The organism is Caballeronia sp. EK, assembly GCF_014384845.1.
Lineage (GTDB): Bacteria > Pseudomonadota > Gammaproteobacteria > Burkholderiales > Burkholderiaceae > Caballeronia > Caballeronia jiangsuensis.
On record NZ_JACSUE010000006.1, the window covers coordinates 114,240 to 135,353 of the forward strand.

16 protein-coding genes are annotated in these 21,114 nt (G+C 64.2%); 12 read left to right on the forward strand and 4 right to left on the reverse strand.

What is annotated here, in order from left to right; translation table 11 throughout:
• Positions 1–83 precede the first annotated feature (83 nt).
• From IAG25_RS19010 to IAG25_RS19020, 3 genes are read right to left on the reverse strand one after another with little or no spacing between them, the layout of a single operon-like run.
• Positions 84–1,853, reverse strand: coding sequence for a chloride channel protein (locus tag IAG25_RS19010; RefSeq protein WP_375336530.1), 1,770 nt, complete (start codon positions 1,851–1,853; stop codon positions 84–86).
• 19 nt (positions 1,854–1,872) lie between these two features.
• Entirely contained in the window at positions 1,873–2,283 is a 411-nt protein-coding gene (locus IAG25_RS19015) for a MarR family winged helix-turn-helix transcriptional regulator (protein WP_035503580.1), read from the reverse strand.
• A gap of 24 nt (positions 2,284–2,307) precedes the next feature.
• Entirely contained in the window at positions 2,308–3,462 is a 1,155-nt protein-coding gene (locus IAG25_RS19020; RefSeq protein ID WP_187606235.1) for an HPP family protein, read from the reverse strand.
• A gap of 195 nt (positions 3,463–3,657) precedes the next feature.
• Between IAG25_RS19020 and IAG25_RS19025 the strand changes: the two genes are divergently transcribed.
• Entirely contained in the window at positions 3,658–5,529 is a 1,872-nt protein-coding gene (locus IAG25_RS19025; RefSeq protein ID WP_255503798.1) for a DUF3857 domain-containing transglutaminase family protein, read from the forward strand.
• Positions 5,530–5,532: 3 nt separating this feature from the next.
• Here IAG25_RS19025 and IAG25_RS19030 read toward each other — a convergent pair whose 3' ends face one another.
• The gene (locus tag IAG25_RS19030; RefSeq protein WP_187606236.1) at positions 5,533–7,485 is read right to left on the reverse strand and encodes an SUMF1/EgtB/PvdO family nonheme iron enzyme; all 1,953 of its coding nucleotides are present in this window, start codon (positions 7,483–7,485) and stop codon (positions 5,533–5,535) included.
• 340 nt (positions 7,486–7,825) lie between these two features.
• On the opposite strand from IAG25_RS19030, the gene IAG25_RS19035 reads away from it, so the two are divergent.
• From IAG25_RS19035 to IAG25_RS19085, 11 genes are all read left to right on the forward strand, one after another.
• Positions 7,826–8,266, forward strand: coding sequence for a DUF4399 domain-containing protein (locus IAG25_RS19035; protein ID WP_035511122.1), 441 nt, complete (start codon positions 7,826–7,828; stop codon positions 8,264–8,266).
• A 51-nt stretch (positions 8,267–8,317) separates the two neighbouring features.
• Positions 8,318–8,776: a DUF4399 domain-containing protein gene (locus IAG25_RS19040; RefSeq protein ID WP_187606237.1), complete on the forward strand. Its 459-nt coding sequence runs from the start codon at positions 8,318–8,320 to the stop codon at positions 8,774–8,776.
• A 337-nt stretch (positions 8,777–9,113) separates the two neighbouring features.
• The gene (locus IAG25_RS19045; RefSeq protein WP_035511118.1) at positions 9,114–9,413 is read left to right on the forward strand and encodes a hypothetical protein; all 300 of its coding nucleotides are present in this window, start codon (positions 9,114–9,116) and stop codon (positions 9,411–9,413) included.
• Positions 9,414–9,751: 338 nt separating this feature from the next.
• The gene (locus tag IAG25_RS19050; protein ID WP_371882251.1) at positions 9,752–11,173 is read left to right on the forward strand and encodes an efflux transporter outer membrane subunit; all 1,422 of its coding nucleotides are present in this window, start codon (positions 9,752–9,754) and stop codon (positions 11,171–11,173) included.
• A gap of 249 nt (positions 11,174–11,422) precedes the next feature.
• Positions 11,423–13,948 (forward strand): FHA domain-containing protein, encoded by a 2,526-nt coding sequence (locus IAG25_RS19055; protein WP_187606625.1) that lies wholly within the window; start codon positions 11,423–11,425, stop codon positions 13,946–13,948.
• Positions 13,926–15,299: an HlyD family efflux transporter periplasmic adaptor subunit gene (locus tag IAG25_RS19060; RefSeq protein ID WP_035511116.1), complete on the forward strand. Its 1,374-nt coding sequence runs from the start codon at positions 13,926–13,928 to the stop codon at positions 15,297–15,299. Before IAG25_RS19055 ends, IAG25_RS19060 begins: the two co-directional genes overlap by 23 nt.
• Before the next feature lie 73 nt (positions 15,300–15,372).
• On the forward strand, positions 15,373–16,125 hold the full coding sequence (locus IAG25_RS19065) for a peptidylprolyl isomerase (RefSeq protein WP_187606239.1): 753 nt from the start codon (positions 15,373–15,375) through the stop codon (positions 16,123–16,125).
• A gap of 22 nt (positions 16,126–16,147) precedes the next feature.
• Positions 16,148–19,207, forward strand: coding sequence for a peptidase domain-containing ABC transporter (locus IAG25_RS19070; RefSeq protein WP_187606240.1), 3,060 nt, complete (start codon positions 16,148–16,150; stop codon positions 19,205–19,207).
• Positions 19,204–20,517, forward strand: a complete 1,314-nt coding sequence (locus IAG25_RS19075) for a sigma-54 interaction domain-containing protein (protein WP_187606241.1) — start codon at positions 19,204–19,206, stop codon at positions 20,515–20,517. The genes IAG25_RS19070 and IAG25_RS19075 overlap by 4 nt, the downstream gene beginning before the upstream one ends.
• Before the next feature lie 80 nt (positions 20,518–20,597).
• On the forward strand, positions 20,598–20,876 hold the full coding sequence (locus tag IAG25_RS19080) for a BrnT family toxin (protein ID WP_187606242.1): 279 nt from the start codon (positions 20,598–20,600) through the stop codon (positions 20,874–20,876).
• Positions 20,854–21,111, forward strand: a complete 258-nt coding sequence (locus IAG25_RS19085) for a BrnA antitoxin family protein (protein WP_187606243.1) — start codon at positions 20,854–20,856, stop codon at positions 21,109–21,111. The genes IAG25_RS19080 and IAG25_RS19085 overlap by 23 nt, the downstream gene beginning before the upstream one ends.
• The last annotated feature ends 3 nt before the right edge of the window (positions 21,112–21,114 follow it).

The following is a 21,114-nucleotide window of genomic DNA, read 5'->3' on the forward strand; positions in this document are numbered from 1 at the left end:
CGGCGATGGATTGAAGGTGTGTCTCCATCGCCGGACTGAGCTGCGACACTGGGCGCAGCCGTTTTCCGTTCCGCACGCCGACCTCAGTGCTTCCGTAGCACCGCCGTCCGCCGAAAACCCCTGAATCGCTCGCGCCGATGTTCCTCGTCGAAGTGCGCGCGCGCGGGCTTGACGAGATCGCTGCGCGACACGATGCCGACGAGCCTTAGCGACTGCTTGTCCGCGACCACCGGCAGGCGCTCCAGTTCATGCACGGCAAGGCGCGTCGCGGCAAGCCGGCACGGTTCTCCCGGCAGCGCGAAGACCGGCGCTGCGGGCTGATGCCGCTGCAATGCCTCACCGATGCTCATACCCGCCTGCGCTTCGTTCAACGTCCCGAGCGCCCCTCGATCCAGCATCCCGACGAGCACGCCGTCACGCACGACCGGATACGCGCGATGCACCTGATGCGGCCCGAAGTGCTTCGCGAGCACGTCGCTCAAAGGCGCGGCGGCGTCGATCGTCAGCACGTCGCGCGTCATGACTTCATCGACGTGATGACGCTCCAGCGGATCCACGCCGTATTCGCGATAGATGTGATAGCCGCGCCGCGCGATCTTCTCGGTCATGATCGAGCGTTTCATCACGACGGTCGCGAAGCCGTGCGCGACGAGCGTCGCGGCGAGCAGCGGCAGGAGCGCGTTCGCATCGTGCGTGAGGCCGAACGCGAAGACGATCGCGGTGAGCGGCGCGCCCAGCGTCGCGCCGAGCGTCGCGGCCATGCACACGAGCGGCCAGAGCGCGGCGTCGTGGCCGGGGAGGATCGCGCCGAGCGCCGTGCCCAGGCCCGCTCCGAGCATCAGGAGCGGCGCGAGCACGCCGCCCGACGTGCCCGAGGCGAGCGCGACCACCCAGATGAGCGCCTTCACGGCGAGAATCGACAGCGCCACCTTGATCGCGATGTGCTGATGCAGCAGGTCGCCGATCACGTCATAGCCGACGCCGAGCGCGCGCGGCTCGATATATCCGCCGATACCGACGAACACCGCGCCGATCGCGGGCCACCACATCCAGTGGATCGGCAACTTGCCGAACACGTCCTCCAGCTTGTAGAGCGCCGCCGACAACCCCGACGCCAGCGCCCCCGCCAGCAAGCCGGCCACGAGGCACGAAAGCAGCGAAATCATCTGCGACGGCTGCGTTTCGAGCGGAAAGAGCGCGCCCGTGCCGAACACCGACGCGCGCGCGAAGCCCGCGACGGCGCACGCGAGCGCGACCGGCAGAAAACTGCGCGGCCGCCATTCGAAGAGCAGCAGTTCGACCGCGAGCAGCACCGCTGCGACCGGCGTGCCGAACACGGCGGTCATGCCCGCCGCCGCGCCCGCGACGAGCAACGTTTTGCGCTCGGCCGCCGTCACGTCGATGCATTGCGCGATCAGCGAGCCGAGCGCGCCGCCCGTCATGATGATCGGGCCTTCCGCGCCGAACGGCCCGCCGCTGCCGATCACGATGCCCGACGACAGCGGCTTCAGAATCGCCACTTTCGGCGACATGCGGCTCTTGCCGAAGAGAATCGCCTCGATGGCTTCGGGGATGCCGTGGCCGCGAATTTTCTCCGAGCCGAAGCGCGCCATCATCCCGACGATCAATCCGCCGAACACCGGAATCACGATCACCCAGGGTCCGAGCGTGTTGAGCGCGGGAGAACGGTCCTCGATCGAGAACGTGCCGAAGAAAAACAGGTTCGTGAAGAGATGGATCAGCCCGAGAAGCACGACGGCCGCGAGCGTGGCGACACCGCCGATGATCGCGGCGAGCCCGCAGATCCTGAGCAGCCGGTCGTTGACCGAAAAGTCGCGCTTGTGATGGTCCATGATCAGTGCTCCAGGAGATTCAGAGATCGATGCTCGGCACGCGGAACGCGCCTTCGAGCGACTTCAGCTCCGCGCGATGCAGCGCGGCGAGTCGTTCGAGCACGTCTTCGCCGCGCGCTTCGAGATGCACCCGGACCTGGCGGCGATCCTCGTCGCTCGGCGCGCGGCGCACGAGCCCGGCCGCCTCGCAGCGCGTGACGAGCGCCACGACGCCGTGATGATGCGATTGCAGCCGCTCCGCGAGTTCGCCGACCGTCGCCCAGTCGCGGCCCGGATAGCCCTTGATGTGCAGCAGCAGCAGATACTGCAGCGGCGTGATGCCTTCGCTCTGCGCGGCTTGCTCGGAGAAGCGTTCGAAGCGGCGCATCTGATAGCGGAATTCGGATAGCTGTTCGAAGTCCGGCTTGTCGAGCGTGCGAGGGGTTTTCATCGGATTCCAGTCAGCGCGAGGGGGTCAGGCGCTCTTGCGCTCGCCCACGAAAGATTGCCGATAGAGCCCGGAGATCAGGTCGGTTTCCGTGATCATTCCGGCAAGCTCATCGTGCGTGCCGACCACCGGAATGTGGTGGTGCCCGAAGTGCGCGAACATCGGCACCAGTTCGGCGATCGCGGTGCCGGTCTTCACGGTGCGCACGTCCGTCGTCATCAGCGAGGCGACGAGCGGCGGCGTCGTCGACGGGCCGCGCATGAGCCGCTCGATCGCGCGCTTCATACCCTCGACGATGCCGCCGCGGCGCACCGGCGCCAGGTCCGCGCGCGTGACGATGCCGCACACGCGGCGCGTTGCGTCGATCACCGGCAGCGCCTTCACCTGATGCCGGTCGATGAGCGCGAGCGCCGCCTGCGCGCTCGTATCGGGCGTCACCGACACGATCGCGCGCGACATGATGTCCGCGCATGTGAATTCCGTGAAACGGCGCGCGTAGGCCTGCAACTGCGTCTCGCGCAGGAGCGCTTCGAGATCGTCCGGATCGACGTCGAGCATTTCGCTGCGCCGCGACAGCACGGCTTCGAGATCGGCGCGCGTGAACGAGGCGGCGTCGGGCGGCGCGTTCGCGGGTTTCGGCGCGGCGTGGCCGTGCGGATAGCGATGGCCCGTCAGCGCATGAAACACGATCGCCGAGGACAGCAGCGCCGCCGACTGGATCGCCACCGGCGCGAACACGAAGCCGAAGCCGAGCGCATGAATCGACGGTCCGCCGAGCACGGCGGTCAGCGCGACCGCGCCCGAAGGCGGATGCACGCAGCGCAGCGCGAACATTGCGCAGATCGCGAGGCAGACGGCGAGCGCGGCGGCGTCGACGGGATCGTGGATGAGCATCGCGCAGGCGACGCCGACCGTCGCCGACACGAGGTTGCCGCCGATGATCGACCACGGCTGCGCGAGCGGACTCGCGGGAACGGCGAAGAGCAGCACGGCGGAGGCGCCCATCGGCGCAATGAGAAACGGAATGGCCGCTGCGTCGCCTACCAGGAGATGCGCGAGGCCGCCCGTCAGCGCGATGCCGATCAGCGCGCCCAGACCGCCGCGCAGCCGCTCGGTCCAGCGCAGCGTGACAGGAGCGGGGAGAAAGCCTTGCAGCCAGCGAAGCAATACGTTACGCGACACTTTTTCAGCGTTCCGGAAGAGTCAGTGGAGGGTCACACTGGCCGGCCGGATCGGTGGCGCGAAAGCAAGCGTGCGACGATCCGAAAATTATATCCCAACATGATACAAATTGTCGCATGTCGCGATTCGTCGCGGGAAACGGGCGTGCGCGTCCTCCTGTACGATAAGTTTTCTCCCTGCGGCGCGGGCTCTCACATGTTTCGTCGCTTCATTCCCGATCTGGCGTGCGTCATCGTCGGCATGTGCGTGTGGTCGTGCGCCCTTGCCGCGACGGACGACGATCCTTCCACCGTCGTCAGCGACGTTCACGAGTTCGTCGTCGCCGCCGATGGCTCGCTGACCGAAGACGACGCCGCCGTGCTGCGCGCGAACACGTCGGCGGGCGTCGACGAGATCGCGCAGCGCTATGTCTGGTACGACAAAAGCGTGTCGAAGGTGGATATCGTCGAGGCCTATTCGGTCGATGCGAACGGTGCGCGCCACGACGTCTCGCCCGATCAGATCCGCGACATTCAGGAGCCGCGCTCGGCGGGCGCGCCGACGTTTCAGGACGCGAAACTGCGCGCGGTGATCTTTCCGGCGGTGGGCATCGGCTCGACGGTGCATCTGCGTTCTCGCAAGAGTCAGGCGGCGGCGGTGATTCCGGGGCAGTTCAACTATTACGTCGATCCGGGGCCGAGGCCCGTGCTCCAGCAGCGGCTAGTCTTCGATCTGCCGGCGGACAAGCCGCTCTATGCCGACGCGCGCGGTTACGTCGCCGAGCCGCCCGTCACGGAAAACGGGCGCACGCGTTATGCGTTCGTCTACCGGCGCGACCGTATCGCGCGCATCGAAAGCGGCTCGGTCGGCTATGCGCAGTACGGCGATCGCCTGATGGTCACGACCTTTCCCGATTACGCGAGCTTCGCGAAGAGCTATCGCGAAGCGGCCGCCGACCCGGGCGCGAGCGATCCCGCCATCCGCGCGCTCGCGCAATCGCTCACGAGCAGCGACGCCGACGACCGCGCCAAAGCCAAAACGCTCTACGACTGGGTGCGCCACTCGATCCGCTATGTCGCGATGTTCATCGGTCAGAGTCCCGCCGTGCCGCATCGCGTGACCGACGTGCTCGCGAACCGCTACGGCGATTGCAAGGACCACGTCGCGCTCTACGGCGCGCTGCTCGATGCCGTCGGCATTCGCAACGAGCCCGCGCTGATCGGCCTCGGCTCGGTCTATACCCTGCCGTCGGTGCCGGGATACGGATCGGGCGCGATCAATCACATCGTCACGTGGCTGCCCGATCTGAACCTGTATGCGGACAGCACGGCGTCGAGCGTCGAGTTCGGCTTTCTGCCGCTCGCCGACATGGATCGTCCCGCACTGCTCGTGAACACCGGCGCGCTCGCCCGCACGCCCGCGACCCAGCCGCTCGCGCGCACGGCGCGTCTGCAGATCGAGGTCGCGCCGCAAGGCGAGGCGAGCTTCGCCTACTGGGTGGAGGACGCGGGATGGAGCGCGGAAATCGAGCGGATGAACCTGCGGCTCGCGAATGCGCAGCGGCGCGACCAGATCGCGGCGGACCGGCTGCGCTTCACGAACCTGCGCGGCGCGGGCGCGCTGACGACGAGCGATGTCGACGCAAGCGGCGGCCCGTTCGCGACGACGCTGCGCGGCACGCTCGACGATGTCGTCTGGCCGACCGGCACGACGGCGCTGCCCGCGCTTTCGAGCCTGTCGGGCGGCATCGCGACGGCGACGCGCAACTGGCTTGCCGAGCGCACGCGCACGCAGCCGTATCTGTGTATCGGCGGAACGTTCGACGAGGTCTCGCAGATCTCGCTGCCGAAGACGATGCGCGTGGCCGAGGTGCCTGCCGATCAGGATCTGACGAGCGATTTCTTTCGCTACCGCTCGCGCTATCTCTTCGATCCGTCGACCAATGTCGTGCAGATTTCGCGCACGCTGGAAGCGCGCTTCGGCAGGCAGGTCTGCACGCCCGACGATTTCAGGGCCGCGCTGCCCGCGCTCAAGACGATCGAGCGGGATGCGCAGGCGCAGATCATCGTGAAGGCCGCGGGCCGATGAAGCTCACTCCATGTCCCGCGCGACGCGAAAGCCGTTCTGCGACTGGCGCACGCTCGAACTGTATTTGAAGCGCGTCGCCGACTGCATGTAGGACGCGCCTTCGCGCCACGAGCCGCCGCGAATCACGCGCACGGAGCACGAGGGATCGTCCCACGCGCGGCCATCGACGGGCGCGCTCTTGTACGAGCTATGCCAGCAGTCGGCGACCCATTCCCAGACGCTGCCGTTCATGTCGTACAGGCCATAGGGATTCGCCGCGAACGATCCGACGGGCGTCGGCGCGTCGGGTTTGTACGGATCGCCGCAATCCTTGCAATCGGCCGTGCCCTTCTTCATCTGGTCGCCCCACCAGTAGGTGGACTGCGTGCCGCCGCGCGCCGCGTATTCCCACTCCGCTTCCGTCGGCAGACGATACGCCTTGCCGCCCACCTTGCTCAGCCATTTGACGTAGACCTGGGCGTCGTCCCAGCTCACGTTGCGCATCGGCGCATTGCCGGGCGGCGTGCCCGACTCGCCCTCCGCCGCGACGCGCGTGCACGCGCCCGCATCGACGCAGGCGTTCCATTGCTCGACCGTGACTTCGTATTTGCCGATGGCGAACGCGCGCCCGATCGATACCCGATGCGGCGGCTTCTCGGCGGGATCGTCGTTGTTGCTGCCCATCGTGAAGCTGCCTGACGAGAGCGGAATCAGGACAGGGCACGTCGGGCAATCCTTGATCTCGCCGCCGCTTGCCGTTTTCGCCGCGGGCTTGGTGGTGATGGCGGCGGGCGGCGCCGTCACCGCGGCGGCAGCGGGCGCGGCAGGCACGCTCGGGCGCGGCTTTTCCGGCGCGGTAGTGGTTGCGGCGGCCGGCGCGGACGGCGGCGGCTTGGGCGCCGGTGCGGCAGGCGTCGCGGTCGCAGCCGGTGGCGCGGCCGGCGCCGATGCCGCCGGCTTCGCATTGCCCGCCGCGTGCAGACGATCGATGCGCGCCTTCGCGAGCGCGGCGAAACGGCCATTCGGATACGCCTTCAGATACGCTTCGTAATCGCTCGGATAGGTGCTGTCCTTGATCGATTCCCAGAACGTCAGTTCGTACTGCTCGTTGCTGTCCTTCGGAAGGATGCCGCGCGTGCGCACGGCGTTGGCGGAATCGGCAGGATGGATGGCGTTCGCGTCCGCGATGCGCATGTTCGTCGATGCATCGGCGATCGCAAAGTCCGCATCGAGCGTCGATGCGAGCCACGGCCGCTGTGCGCCGCGCGATGACCGCGCAACATCGGAGGCCGCCGCCGCGAAAGTCGATGGCGTCACCGATCCATGCGCGCCCAGCGCGCGCAGCAGCGCCGCGGTATAGCGCCCGTTGCGTTCGCTCTCGGCGGCGTCGTTTCCAGGCGCTGCCGCATACGCGACGAGCGTGCGCGGCGGCAGCGTCCACGTCCGCGCGTTCGTTTTTTCGAAAGGATCGGTAAGGCACATGTCGAGCACGACGATGTTCGCCGCGTCCGGCCGCGCGCGCGTCATGCGTTCGACGATGTCTTTTGCGGAGAGCGTGTCGCGCACGAGCGTCGCGGGCCGCTGCTCGCGAGCGTCGAGCGGCACGAGCAACGCATCGCCGCCCGCCTGCAATCCGTGGCCCGCGAAATAGACGAGCGCCGTGTCGTTCGGGCCGAGCTTCGTGGCGAATGCATCGAGAGTCTGCCGCATCGCGGCTTCATCGAGATTCGTGCGCTGCGTCACGTCGAAGCCGAGTGCGTCGAGTGCCGCGGTCATGTCATCGGCATCGCGCGATGCGCTTGCGAGCGGATGATCGACATAGTCTGCATTGCCGATCACGAGCGCGAGATGTCTGGGCGCGTGTGCGGTCGTCGCGGTCGAAGGAGAAGTCAGCGCTGCGACCGAAGCCGCATTCGCTTGCGCGGGCGGCAGGCCGATCATCAGCAACACGCCCGCGATAAGAAGAGTTCGCCACATATTCACACCCTGTCCGTCCGGCTTTGAGTGGAGGGCATCGCGTTGCATTCGCGCTCGATGCCGAGGCTTTGGGGCGAGGTCCGCGCCCTCTGTTTGTCCAGCACCAACAACGATAGCACGCACTTACGCAGCGCTTAATCCCCTGAAGGGAGGTATCCGTGATGAGGGCCGGCTCGCACGCCTCTGCACGTATCTTTTTTAAACGTTACGTCCTAATCTAAAAGCCAACGACGGTGCATCACGCAACCCGCAACTCGCGCCGAGCACGAGCGTTCGCGCGTGCAAGGCACGATTCCCTGGCCCATCCGCGAGGCCTTTCAACGAGAGAGGCGTGCATAACATGCTGAGAAGAACCGTGCTTGGCGCGCTGGCTTCCCTGGCCGCTCTGGCCGCCGATTCGTCGTTCTCCGCCGCCGCGCGTGCGCGCACGCCAGCGCCCCCGAACGCCGAGGCGTACATCATCTGGCCGCCCGACGGCGCCGTGATTTCGGGCGGCAAGCTCTGGGTGCGCATGGGCCTGCGCAACATGGGCATCTGTCCGAAGGGCGTCGATCTGCCGAACGTGGGGCATCACCATCTGCTGGTCGATGCGGATCTGCCGCCGCTCGATCAGGAGATTCCGTCCGATCGCAATCATCTGCATTACGGTGCGGGCGAAACCGATGCGCGCCTCGAACTGCCGCCGGGCAAACACACGCTGCAGTTGCTGATGGGCGACTACAACCACGTTCCGCACGATCCGCCGGTGTATTCGAAGAAGATCACGATCACTGTGAAATGAGCTGTGAAATGAGCAGTGAAATGAGCCGTGCACTTGCCGAGGGCACATGACATGAAAAAACGATCCGCTGACGCGCTCGCGTTCTCGCGTTCGCTCCTCGTCGCCGTCACGCTCGCGACGGCGATCGCCGCGCCGTGCGCGTTCGCCGGGCCGACGCCCGCGCCCGCCAACGCCTATGCGTACATCGGCTATCCGAACGACGGCCAGACCTTGCCCGCGGGCAAGCCCTTCAAGGTCTGGTTCGGGCTGCGCTACATGGGCGTCGCGCCGCGCGGCGTGAAGTTTCCGAACACGGGGCATCATCATTTGCTGATCGACGTTGACTTGCCGCCGATGGATCAGGAGATTCCATCGGATCGCAATCATCTGCACTACGGCGCCGGTGAAACCGAAACCATGCTCGAGCTTCCGCCGGGCAAGCACACGATTCAGCTTCTGATGGGCGATGACAAGCACATACCGCATAACCCGCCCATCTATTCCAAGAAGATCACGATCTACGTCAAATGAATCCGGGCGCCGCGTGAGGCACTGAGCGGCGCCTTTCCCGGTTTTTCCATCGGCTTCGAGTCCGCGCGCGTATCGCGGAGGGAAACGTTCGTCCTCGCGCTGGATGAGGTGTCGTTCGTGAACCGACAGTGCAACAGGGAAGTGTCGGTCGGACAGCATCACGATGCTGAAAATGACGACGCAACGCGAATCGATGAAAGCCTTGCGCAGCAACGAATCCAGCGAAAGGCGGCCGATACGCGACATGGTTGGCACACCCTATGCATTACATGGTTGCGAGCGACAAGTTGCTCGAAGCCACCACCGAATGCGCGACGCGCACCCAAGGAGAGCGGAAATGAAGACGCTGACCATCAAGGACCTTCCCGTCACAGCAGAACTCGACAGCCGCGCGATGTCCGCGGTGCGTGGCGGCTATGCGACCTTGTTCCCCGGCTATATCTCGATGAACGGGGCGACGCTCTCGATGCCGTTCAACCCGCAGCAGATCATCAATCAGACGCAGACCACGTTCAACCAGAACGGCAGCAACATCGCGTTTGCCGAAGCGCTCAAGTCGCAATCGACGGTTGCGCCGACGCAGGAAGCGAAGAACATCGCCAACGTCAACTTCGGCGTGGCGGGCAATCTCGCGTGAAGAGATTGTCGCGAGGAATGAATCGAATGCCGATGCAGTAAGCATTCAAGCAGTCAGCAGTAAAGGCGGGGCATGGGGAGCTCTGCTGTAACACCGCCCGCGACATCGGGCGCTGCGGATCGGCCGGGGTCGCATCCTGCCGGACCGCGTCACGAAATGCGCGACGTGCCACAGAGCACGCGCGCGCCACGTGACTTTACCCGTATGGAGTCGCGGCGCGCCGTGTGATTTACTTGAAGAACACAACGGCCGGCACCGCGCTTCTCACCCTTCAAACCGACCGTCGGTGCGCGTTCACCGGGAGCGAGATCGTGCGAGCCTTGTTGCCATCGTTGCGCGTGACCATCAGGCGCGAGTGGGCCGTGCTGCCGGGGCTGATTGCCGCCGCGTTGCTGTCCGGCTGCATCGACGTGAAGGTGCCGACGTATCAGCGGCCCGACACGCCGGAGAAGACAGCCTTCACGAAGATCGACGCAGCGAAGGTCGCCGCATCCGACACGATCCAGCCCGACTGGTGGAAGCAGTTCCACGACCCGACGCTGGACGCGCTGGTCGAGAAGGCAATCAGCGGCAACTTCGACATCAAGGTGCTGGCCGCGCGCATTCAGGTGGCGGGCGCGCAGATCGGCGAGGCACGCGCGGGCGCGTTGCCGTCGATGGATCTGGGCGCTGGCGCGAGCTTCGAGAAGACGACCGGCCAGCAGTTCTCGAAACAGTACAACCTGGCGACACAGGTGAGCTGGGATATCGACATCTGGGGTTCGGTCGAGAAGGGCGTGCAGGCCCAGAAAGCCGAATTCCGCGCGACCGAAGCTGACTGGCGCGCGGGCTATCTCGAACTCGTCTCGCTGGTTTCGACGACCTACTTCCAGATTCTCCAGTTCGACGATCAGATCGCCCAGCAGCAGCAGACCATCACGACGAACCAGCAGATCCTGACGATCTTCGAAGGCATGCAGAAGAACGGTCTCGTGCCGAAGACGCAGGTGCTCACGCAGCGCGCGGAACTCAATCGTCTGACGCGCGAGCTGCTGGAACTGCGCCGCTCGCGCGATCTCGCGAACAACGCGCTCTCGACGCTGATCGGCGTGCCCGCGGGCGAATTCAGGATGCCCGACGGCAAGCTGCAAAAGCGCGTGCAGATTCCGCCGGTGCCAGGCGGCCTGCCGTCGCAGTTGCTCGCGCGCCGTCCCGATCTGATCGCGGCCGAGTATCGCGTGCTCGAAGCCTACGACCTCGTCGGGCAGGCGAAGCTTGCGCAACTGCCGACCATCAACCTGACCGGACGGGCCGGCTCGGCGAGTTTTCAGCTCACCGATCTGCTGAAGATGTTCACGTTGAGCTTCGTGCCGAGCATCAATATCCCGATTCTCGATCCGGCCGTGCGCGCCCACGTGAAGACAACCGAAGCGCAGACGGCGGTCGCCGAACAGCAATATCGCAGCACGGTGATGAACGCGTTCGAGGAAGTGGAGAACGCGCTCGTCAATCTCGATTCGCACACGAAGCAGCGCGTCGAGTTGCAGCAGGAAGTCGATCAGCTAACGGTGGTCGCCGCGCAGATCGACGCGCAACTGAAAGAGGGCGTGATCTCGCAACTCCAGGTGTTCGAGACGGAGCGCACGCTGCTCGCGGCGCAACTCGCGCTGCTCGCGAACCATCAGCAGATTCTGTCCGACACCGTGACGCTCTACAAAGCGCTCGGCGGCGGCTGGCCGATGGTCGATGTGCAAAGCGCGAGCAAGGAAACGACGAAGTGAAGCGCTCCATTAATATCGACGGAGCGCATTCATATGAATTACTAACGATCGTTCCATATCGATGGCCATTTGCGTGACGAACCGGTGCCGCACGATTGACTACGACGATGCAGGACTTAAACTCTCAACAGCCGCCGGTTACGAATGACTTCAATAACGGCGCGGTCCAACCTGTCCATGCGCCCGACGTTGCCGGGCATTCCTCTGGCGCGTCGGCGGCAGCGGCTGGACGTACCTCGTGACATGGACATGGCTCAAGGCTTTTCCGTGGCGGAACAACCGCCGAGCGTGGGCGAGGCGTTCGACGTCATTCTGAAGCCCATGCCGCATCCCGAGCTTGCCGGCGAGCTGGCGGACAGGCTGACGGAAATCCGCATCGACGAAAATCTATTCGCGATCGGCCGCGCCGAAGCGCCGTTCGACACGAGCCCGCCCGAAGCCGTCGCGCAACTCTCGCGCCGTCACGCGCGCATTTTCATCGAGCATGGTTTCGTCTATATTGCCGATCTCGCGAGCAAGAACGGCACCGCGGTGAACGGCACGCCCGTGCGCGATACGCCCGCGCGCGTGCGAAGCGGCGACATCATCTCGTTCGGCAGCCGGCTGTCGTATCGCGTGCAGTTCGCGCCGCGCACGCGACGCATCAACGCGCCGAAGCCGATCGGCATCACGCTCACGCCGCAGCGCGACGATCTCGGTCTTCATCCCGTCGAACTCGCGCAGTTTCCGTTTCTCGTCAGCAAGACCGACGAGACGTTTTCGCGCTATCGCGAGCAGTATCCGCATCAGGTCAACTACGTGTCGCGGCGGCATGCGCATGTGTTCATCAAGGGCGGCGCGCCGTTCGTCGAGGATCTCGGCAGCACCAACGGCACCTTCGTGAACGGCGAGCGGCTCGGCGCGTCGGCGGTCGAGCTGAAGAATGGCGACACCGTCGCGTTTGGCGGCACGCACTTCGCGTACACGGTGCATCTGCACGGCGAAGAGAGCGAATCGACGCTCACGGAAATGGTCGCGCAGGTGGAGGCGCAGGCTCACGACGACGAGCACGACAGCGACAAGACGACCTTCGTCGGCTCGGCGCATTCGTTCCTGGATATCTTCTGCGTCGATCAGGCCGCCGCGCGCGAGGACGAAGTCAACGAGGAAGCGCAGCCCAAGCCCGCCGACGAAAGCCGTCACGACACGCGCGCCGCGAAGCGCAGCAAGTTCGCGCTCTTCGTGGCCGAACTGCATCGTGCGCTCGCAAGCGACGATCAACGCGCCGCGCGTCGCACGCGCATCATCGTCGGATGCGTGCTGGCCGCGCTCGTCGCGGGCGGCGCGGCGCTCTACTTCATCGGCTCGCCCGAGCGTCAGGCCAAATCGCTGATGGCGCACGGAGAGTTCGGCGAGGCCGCGAGCGTTTCGAACGACTATCTGAAGACGCATCCGAAAGACGCGCAGTTCGCGTCGATGAACACCGAGGCCGTGCTCAAATCGAACGTGCCGCGCTGGCTCGCCGCGTTGAAGAAGGGCGATTTCGCGAGCGCGGACGCGATCATCGCGCAGATGAGAACGCTTGCCGAGCACAACGCCGATGTGCATTCGCTCATCGACGAACTGCAGTGGATCGGCAAGCTGGAAAGCTTCGTGATGGGCCGCGGCGGCGCCGAAGCACCGATCCGCATGTATGCCGACGAGCCGCCTATCGGCGCGATCCTGAAGCACTGGGAAGCGGATGCGGCGGGCCATCAGCGCGATCTCGACCGCATCGCGGGCTACGTGCCCGAGTTTCGCGATCCGTACGCGCTCGCGTTGAGCCATCTGCGCAAGCTGCAAAGCGACGATTCGGTGTATCTCGCGGCCATCGAGAGGCTCAATGCGAGCATCGTCAAGAGCCTGGGCCAGGACGATCCCGACGCGATCGGCGCGACGCTCAAGGAATACGCGGACAAGTATCCGCGTCTCGCGGGCCTCGATCGCGTGCGCGCCGATCTCGACAGCTATGCGGGTCTGCGGCGCAGCCTGAACGCCGGAAGCCTCGCGCCGCTCGCGGGATCGGTGAGCAAGGCGAATTTCTCGACGCCGCCGTTTCAGGAAAAATTCGGCCAGATGCGCGCGAGCCAGTTGCCGCCCGCCGACGTGCTCGCGCAATACGCGACGGTCGCCGAGGCATGGAGCCGCGGCCAGAGCGCGCAGGCAATCGAGGCCTTGCAAAAGCTGCCGCAAGGCTCGTGGTCGCCTACCGTGCAAAAGGAACTCGCGCACAAGAAGGCCGTCGCCGCGCAGTTCGCCGATCTGCAGAAGGCGCGCGGCTCGAAGGGCTATGAAGAAGCGTTGCTGTCGTTCTACGAAACGCTCGATCTCGATAGCGACACGTTCTATGCGAAGGCCGTCGCGCCGGATGTGGCATCGCTGAAAGACAAGGCGACCGCCCGCGCGCAGACGCTGATGACGCAGGCGCAAACGCTCTGGCAGCAGTATCGGACCAATGGCGGCATCGGCGGGTCGCAGCGGCTCGAGTCGGGCGTGTCGGATACGTTCAGGACGCAGGCGCGGCTTCTGTCGGACGCGCAGGATGCGGCCACGCGCGGCATGCGCGTCTTCAGGCAGGTGAAGGCGGACAGCGCGACCGCGAAGTGGACCGCGCTCGCCAATGAGATCGACACCGAAGCGGATCTGCAGCGACGCTCGCTGCAGGACCTGCGCATGGTGCTCGAACCGGGACTTCTCAATACCAAGCTGAGTCTGATCGGCGGAGGCACGAGCAGTGAAGAGAGACACACACCTTAAGCCGTTGTCGGAGGCGCTCGGAGAACACGGTGCCGAAGGCATCGCGATTCTCACGGCCGAGCCGCTCGGGCTCACAAAAGGGCTCGTCTACGCGATGGTGGCGCTCGTCGCGTCCGCGCTCGTGTGGTCGTTCGTCGGCCATGCGGACGTGATGGTCAGCGCCCAGGGCACGCTCGCGCCGGAATCGGAAGTTAGGCGCTTCTATACGCCGATCGATGGCGAGCTGGCCGATCTCTATATCGCCGAAGGGCAGCCCGTGCGCAAGGACGATGTCGTCGCGCGCCTGAACGCGCGCGGCGCGATCGAGGCCGCCAGCAACGCGCTCGAAGCGCAACTCAAGCTCGACGACGCCGAGCGCGAATGGAAGCAGTTCCCCGAGAAGAAGCTGCTGATGGAGCGCAAGATCGCCGCGCTCAAGGATCAGATGGACGTGGAGGAGCATCAGCATCAGCAGCGTGTGGCCGAAGGCACGAGCAAGCTCGCGGAAGGCCAGAAGGCGCAGTTGCAGGAAGCGCGCAGCACGCTGGAAAACGCACGCCGCGCGCGCGATGCGGCGAAGGTGGAGTACGACCGCTTTCAACGTCTGCTCGCGCTGCCGGGCGGCGGCGGCGTGGCCGAAACGCAGGTCGATGCGAAACGCAATGCCTATCTGGAAGCGGACGGCGCGTATCGCGTGGAGCAATCGCGGCTCGCGGAACTCGACTTCCGGCTGAGCCACGATTTCACGCAGGCGAAGCGTCAACTCGAAACGAGCGGTCAGGAAGCGACGAGTCTGCGGCTGCAATACGAAGCCGCGATGCGCGAAGTCGCGAGCACCGAAGACAAGCTGCGTCTGCAACTACAGACGGCGCGCCTCGTCGCGGATGCGGCCGCGCGCATCAAGTTCGAAAACATCGACAAGGATAATTTCCTGCTGATTCTCGCGCCGGTGTCGGGCGTGGTCACCGATGTGACATCGACGCAGCCCGGCGACAAGATTCAGGCGAACACGCCGCTCGGCGGCATCGCGCCGGCGAATGCGAAGCCGGTGCTGAAGATCGAGATCGCCGAGCACGACCGCGCGTTCCTGCGCGAAGGGCAGCGCGTGAAGCTCAAGTTCAACGCGTTTCCTTATCAGCGCTACGGCGTGATCGAAGGCACGCTCGCGTTCATCTCGCCCGCGACCAAGCCGAGCCCGACGACCAAGCAACCCGTCTATGAAGGACGCGTGACGCTCGATCGCGATTCCTATCAGGTTGCGGACACGAAGTACCCGCTGCGTTACGGCATGACGGCGACCGCTGAAATCGTGGTGCGCGAGCGGCGCCTGATCGACCTCGGGCTCGACCCGTTCCGTAATGTGGCGGGATAAGGATGGGGGGTTACACGAGCACCGCAACGCGGACATGATGCGCAATTCAACATAGAACCGAACGGAGAACGAGATGACGGCGATTGTGCGTATCGACGACGAAGTGGTCGACGTCGGCGAATTCATCAGGTTATTGAAACTGAACGGCCAGTTCGACGGACTTATCGAGCAACTCGTGCGCGACAAGCTGACCGTGCGTGCGGCGAAGAAATCGGGCGTCGCCGTGAGCGACGAGGAAATCCAGAACCGCGCCGATCAGTTCCGCCGCATTCGCGGACTGCATCGCGCGGCGGACATGAACAACTATCTCGATGCGCTGCACGTGAGTCTCGACGAGTTCGAGGTCTATATCACCGACACGCTCTATCAGGAAAAGATGCTCGACAAGGTCGGCACCGAGCGCGAGATCGAAGAGTACTTCCAGCTCAACTCGCCGAAGTTCGACAGCATCGAAGTCAGTCACATCCTGCTCGATACCGAGGGCAGCGCGAAGGAGATGATCTCCTATCTCAACGACGATCCCGACAGCTTCGCCGAGATGGCGCGCGAGCATTCGCTTGCCGATACGCGCAACGAAGGCGGCGTGATCGGCCGGGTGATGCGCGGACAGATGAAGCCGGAGGTCGAGGCGAAAGTGTTCAACGCGGAAGTCGGCGATCTGCTCGGACCATTCATCTCCGCGGATGGCGCGTCGTATGAAATTTTCGCGGTGACGGCGAAGTATCCCGCGAAGCTCGACGAAGACGTGTCCGCGGAAATCCGCCGCCTGCTGCGCGAAGACTGGATGCTGACGCGCGCGCAGGAGCATGTCATCGAACCACGCTGACCGACGGGGAACGCGATAGAACATGGACGCTCCATCGAGCCTTGATTCGCCCGCCGACTTTCTTTCGTCGGTCGAGATTCTTTCGCCATTCACGCGCGAGGAGATCGAACACCTGGCGGCGAATACCGAGTCGCGCCGCTTCGGCTTCGGCGAAACCGTGTGCAATGCGGGCGATGCGGCCGACGGGCTCTATATCGTGAAGGCGGGCTCCGTGCGCATCTTCACCGAGGAGCACGGCAAGGAAATCAGCATGGGGGTCAAGAAGGAGCGCGAGACCTTCGCCGATATCGCGATGCTGCGCGACTACCGGCACGAGTCGTCGGTGCGCTCCTCCGGCAAGACCGAGCTCCTGTATATCCCGCGCATCGCGATCGATCCGGTGATCGCGAAGAATCCCGCCGCGCTCGCGTTCGTGACGAGCTACGTCGCGATCAATTCGGCGGGCGGCTTCGTCGCGAAGCTCTTCGATCTGCGCGGCAAGCTCGACAAGGCGGAACTCGAAGAATGCGTGCGCAGTGTCGGCGTGAAGCGCGTCGGCGAGGGCAAGGAGATTCTCAAGCAGGAATCGCGCGACGACCGGCGTCTTTATGTCGTGCGGCAGGGCGAAGTGCGCATCGTGCGCGAAGAGGGCGGCGAAAAGCATGTGCTCGCGACGCTCGGTCCCGGCGAGATCTTCGGCGAGAAGGCCTGCGTGATGCGCCAGGAGCAGATGGCTTCCGCCATCGCGAGCGCGGATACGCGCCTGCTCGTGATCCCCGAGAAGACGGTGCATTTCATCATCGAGCGCAACGTGAAGCTGCGCGAAGTGCTCGAAGAACGCATCCGCTTCACCGAGCGCGAATTGCAGCGCCAGAAGAAGCTCGCCGAGCGCCGCAAGCTGCCCGCGATGCTCGATCTGCACACGAAGCCCGAGCTTGGCGAGCGCGTGATCAAGCGCTTCGCGTGGGTCGAGCAGGCCGAGGAAATGGATTGCGGCGCGGCCTGTCTCGCGATGATCTGCCGCCACTACGGCATCAACATGACGCTCGGCAAGCTGCGCGAGCTCGCCAATGTGACGACCTCGGGCGCGACGCTCGATTCACTCGCGCGCGCGGGCGAATCGCTCGGCTTCACGACGCGCGGCGTGCAGTGCACGTTCGAATCGCTGCGCGGCTTCGAGATGCCGTTCATCGCGCACTGGGAGGGCTATCACTACATCATCGTCTACGGCGTGTCGAGCGAGAACGTGTGGGTCGCGGACCCGGCGATCGGTTTCCGGAAGATGACGGTCGGCGAGTTCGAGCGCGGCTGGAGCGGCACGTGCCTGCTGTTCACGGCGGGGCAGGATCTCACGCAGAAAGCGGTTTCGCGCTCGCCGTGGCTGCGTTTCGTCGGCTATCTGAAGCCCTACAAGAAGATCCTGCTGCATCTCTTTCTGGCGACCTTCGTGATTCAGGTGCTGGGCGTGATTCCGCCGCTCATCATCCAGAACATTCTCGACGGCGTGATCGTGCATCAGAACGTGAGCCTGCTGCATGTGCTGATCGGCGGCCTCGTCATCGCGAGCCTGTTCACGCAGCTCATGACGACGATACGCGCGTACCTCGCGAACTTCATGGTCCGCAACATGGACTTCGCGATGATGTCGCAGTTCTTCAAACATACGTTCTCGCTGCCGTTCGGCTTCTTCGCGAAGCGCAAGACCGGCGACGTGTTCGCGCGCTTTCAGGAGAATCACACGATCCGCGCGTTCCTCACGGAATCGACGGTATCGACCGTGCTGAACCTGCTGATGATCTTTATCTACTTCACGATCATGTTTCTCTACAACGTGAAGCTCACGTTGCTGCTGATCGCGTTCGTGATCCCGATGATGGTGCTCACGGTCGTCGCGACGCCGCGCATCAAGCAGAATGCGCGCGAGACGTTTTCCGCGGGAACGGATGCGCGCTCGTATCTGATGGAAGCGCTCGGCGGCGTCGAGACGGTGAAGGGCATGGGCATCGAGCGCCCGGTGCGCCTGAAGTGGGAAAAGAAGTATGCGAAGTCGCTGGAAGTGCAGTACAAGTCGCAGCGCTTCAATATCGCGGTGGGCCTGTGCAGCCAGTTGCTGAATGCGGCGACGACCATCGGCGTGCTGTGGGTCGGCGCGAACCTCGTGCTCGCGCGCGAACTGACGATCGGGCAACTGATCGCGTTCAACGCCTACATGGGCAGCGTGCTTGCGCCGCTGATGGGTCTCATCAACTTGTGGAGTCTCTTGAACGACGCGGGCGTCGCGATGGAGCGATTGGGCGATGTGCTCGACATCGAGCCGGAACAGAAACCCGAAGACATGCAGCAGCGCGTGATGCTGCCGGACCTGCAGGGCGACATCAGCTTCAACGGCGTGTACTTCCGTTATGGCGACGGCGACGCGCCCTACGTGCTGGAAAACATCAGCTTCGATGTGAAGCCGGGCGAACTGATCGCGATCGTCGGGCGCAGCGGTTCGGGCAAGACGACGCTCGCGAAACTGCTCGTCGGTTTCTATGCGCCGAGCGAGGGCAAGATGACGGTGGATGGCTACGATATCAACGTCGTCGACAAAGGCTTCTTTCGCGCGCAGATCGGCTATGTGATGCAGAGCAATCTGCTGTTCTCGGGGACGATCGCCGATAACATCGCGAGCGGCGACGAAGCGCCCGACAGACGGCGCATCGAGGAAGTCGCGAAGATGGCCGATGCGCATGCGTTCATCGTGAAGATGCCGCTCGGGTATGAGCAAGTGGTGGGCGAACGCGGCGTGGGCCTTTCGGGCGGACAGATCCAGCGGCTATGCATTGCGCGCGCGCTGTATCACGACCCGCGTCTGCTCGTGTTCGATGAAGCCACGTCCGCGCTCGACACGCAATCGGAAAGCAATATTCTCGGCAACATGCAGGAGATCCTGAAGGGACGCACGGCGGTGATCATCGCGCACCGGCTGTCGACGATCATGCGCGCCGACAAGATTCTCGTGCTGTACGAAGGCGGCATCGTCGAGCAGGGCAAGCACGACGAACTCGTCGCGAGAAAAGGCATGTACTACCAACTCGTGCAAAAGCAACTGAGCGCAGCATGAAAATACTCGACCAACCGGAAAGCGATGCAAGCGCGCCCGCATCATCGGCGATTTCGTATGCGGGGCTCATCGAGAAGATCGAGATTCTGCGCTCGACGCTCAGATGGACCTCGCGTCTCGAACGGCCCGAAATCGAAAAGCTGCTGCGGCAGGCGAGCACCTTGCGCGACGAAGTGATGCAACTGTCGCATAAGGAGCGCTTCGTGCAGGCGGCCGGCGCGGAGCCGAAGCGCGACCTGCCGCCGGGCGCGCGGCGTCAGGCGCTGATCGAACGCAGCTTCGTGTTCGAAGGCACGTTCGGCGATAACCCGAAGCTGCTGGAAGCGCTGGAAATCGCGGAAAAAGCCGCGCCGACGGACCTGCCGGTGCTGATCGACGGCGAGAGCGGCACCGGCAAGGAACTGATGGCGAAGGTCATTCACGCGAACGGCTCGCGCGCGGACAAGCCGTATATCTCGGTGAACTGCGGCGCGATTCCAGACAATCTGCTGGAGTCCGAATTATTCGGCCATCGCAAGGGCGCGTTCACGGGTGCGTCGAACGACCGTAAGGGCAAGTTCGAAAGCGCACATACGGGCACGATCTTTCTGGATGAGATCGGCGAGCTGCCTTTGTCCGGACAGGTAAAGCTGCTGCGCGTGCTCGAAGCGCACGAGATTCAGCGCGTGGGCTCGGATGAGCCGATCGCGGTGGATACGCGCATCGTCGCGGCGACGAATCGCAACTTGCGCAAGTTCTGTGAAGAAGGGCGCTTTCGCGAGGACTTGTTCTATCGGCTGAGCGTGATTCATCTGACGCTGCCGGCATTGCGCGAGCGGCGCGACGAGATTCCGCTGTTGCTCGCCTATTTCGGCGATGAAGCCGCCGCAACTTTGAAGCGCAGGCCGGTGAAGCTGTCGCCGAGGCTGCGCGATTTTCTGCGCAACTACGACTATCCCGGCAATATCCGCGAGCTGAGGAACGTGCTGTATCGGGTCGCGTGTCTTGCGGGCGATATGGCCGATATCGAACATCTGCCGGTCGATATCCGGCCGAAATCATCGCTCTCGCTGGCGATGGGCGGGCCGGCCGCGAGCGGCAACGGCATCGCGACGGCGAGTTCGCTGGCGGAAGCGAAGCGCGTCGCGAGCGATGAGGCGGAGCGCGCGTTTCTCGAACGCGGGTTGCAGGAAACCGGCGGGACGGTCGCCGAGCTTGCGAGGCGGTATGAGATGAACCGGTCGCACCTGCAGATGCTTTTGAAGAAGCACGGGCTGCATTCGAAGGAGTTTCGGGCGGCGGCGCAGAAGAATAAGGAGGCGGGGGGATAGCGGCCCGGCCATCCAAAGCTAGTTGACGTCGTGCGCCGTTGGCATCAAAATGTACATACAAACGTCAATACGGGTGGTGTGTGCATTTCGAATGGGATGAAAAGAAAAATCAAACCAACATTCGAAAGCACGGAATCGATTTTCAAGATGCAGCCGACGTATTCAATCACCCGGTGCTGACGTGGCCCGATACGCGGGAAGCGTACGGAGAAGAGCGCTGGATCGCGCTGGGCTGGATGAAGGAGCTAGTAGGCGTCGTGGTGTATGTCGAGCGATATGCGGATGTGATCCGTATCATCTCGGCGCGCAAGGCAGCCAGACACGAGGCGAAAAGATATGAGCAAGAAATCGGGAACTGACTGGAAGCGGCTGGCGAAGATGAAGGACGCCGACATCGATTTTTCCGACATAGCGGAACTCGACGACGCGTTCTTCGAGCAGGCGGAACTGCATGTGCCGCCCAAGCAAGCCGTGACGATGCGGCTGGATGCCGACGTGCTGGAGTGGTTTCGCCAGCAGGGAAAGGGATATCAGACACGTATCAACCGGCTTCTGCGCGCCTACATGCAGACTCAGCAAAGGCGTCATTCCTGAACG

Excerpts from the sequence above, each read along its gene's own strand:
- IAG25_RS19055 (WP_187606625.1), top strand. The coding sequence starts at position 11,423 with ATGGCTCAAGGCTTTTCCGTGGCGGAACAACCGCCGAGCGTGGGCGAG.
- IAG25_RS19070 (WP_187606240.1), top strand. The coding sequence starts at position 16,148 with ATGGACGCTCCATCGAGCCTTGATTCGCCCGCCGACTTTCTTTCGTCG.
- IAG25_RS19025 (WP_255503798.1), top strand. The coding sequence starts at position 3,658 with ATGTTTCGTCGCTTCATTCCCGATCTGGCGTGCGTCATCGTCGGCATG.
- IAG25_RS19015 (WP_035503580.1), bottom strand. The coding sequence starts at position 2,283 with ATGAAAACCCCTCGCACGCTCGACAAGCCGGACTTCGAACAGCTATCC.
- IAG25_RS19030 (WP_187606236.1), bottom strand. The coding sequence starts at position 7,485 with ATGTGGCGAACTCTTCTTATCGCGGGCGTGTTGCTGATGATCGGCCTG.
- IAG25_RS19045 (WP_035511118.1), top strand. The coding sequence starts at position 9,114 with ATGAAGACGCTGACCATCAAGGACCTTCCCGTCACAGCAGAACTCGAC.
- IAG25_RS19010 (WP_375336530.1), bottom strand. The coding sequence starts at position 1,853 with ATGGACCATCACAAGCGCGACTTTTCGGTCAACGACCGGCTGCTCAGG.
- IAG25_RS19065 (WP_187606239.1), top strand. The coding sequence starts at position 15,373 with ATGACGGCGATTGTGCGTATCGACGACGAAGTGGTCGACGTCGGCGAA.
- IAG25_RS19035 (WP_035511122.1), top strand. The coding sequence starts at position 7,826 with ATGCTGAGAAGAACCGTGCTTGGCGCGCTGGCTTCCCTGGCCGCTCTG.
- IAG25_RS19075 (WP_187606241.1), top strand. The coding sequence starts at position 19,204 with ATGAAAATACTCGACCAACCGGAAAGCGATGCAAGCGCGCCCGCATCA.
- IAG25_RS19085 (WP_187606243.1), top strand. The coding sequence starts at position 20,854 with ATGAGCAAGAAATCGGGAACTGACTGGAAGCGGCTGGCGAAGATGAAG.
- IAG25_RS19040 (WP_187606237.1), top strand. The coding sequence starts at position 8,318 with ATGAAAAAACGATCCGCTGACGCGCTCGCGTTCTCGCGTTCGCTCCTC.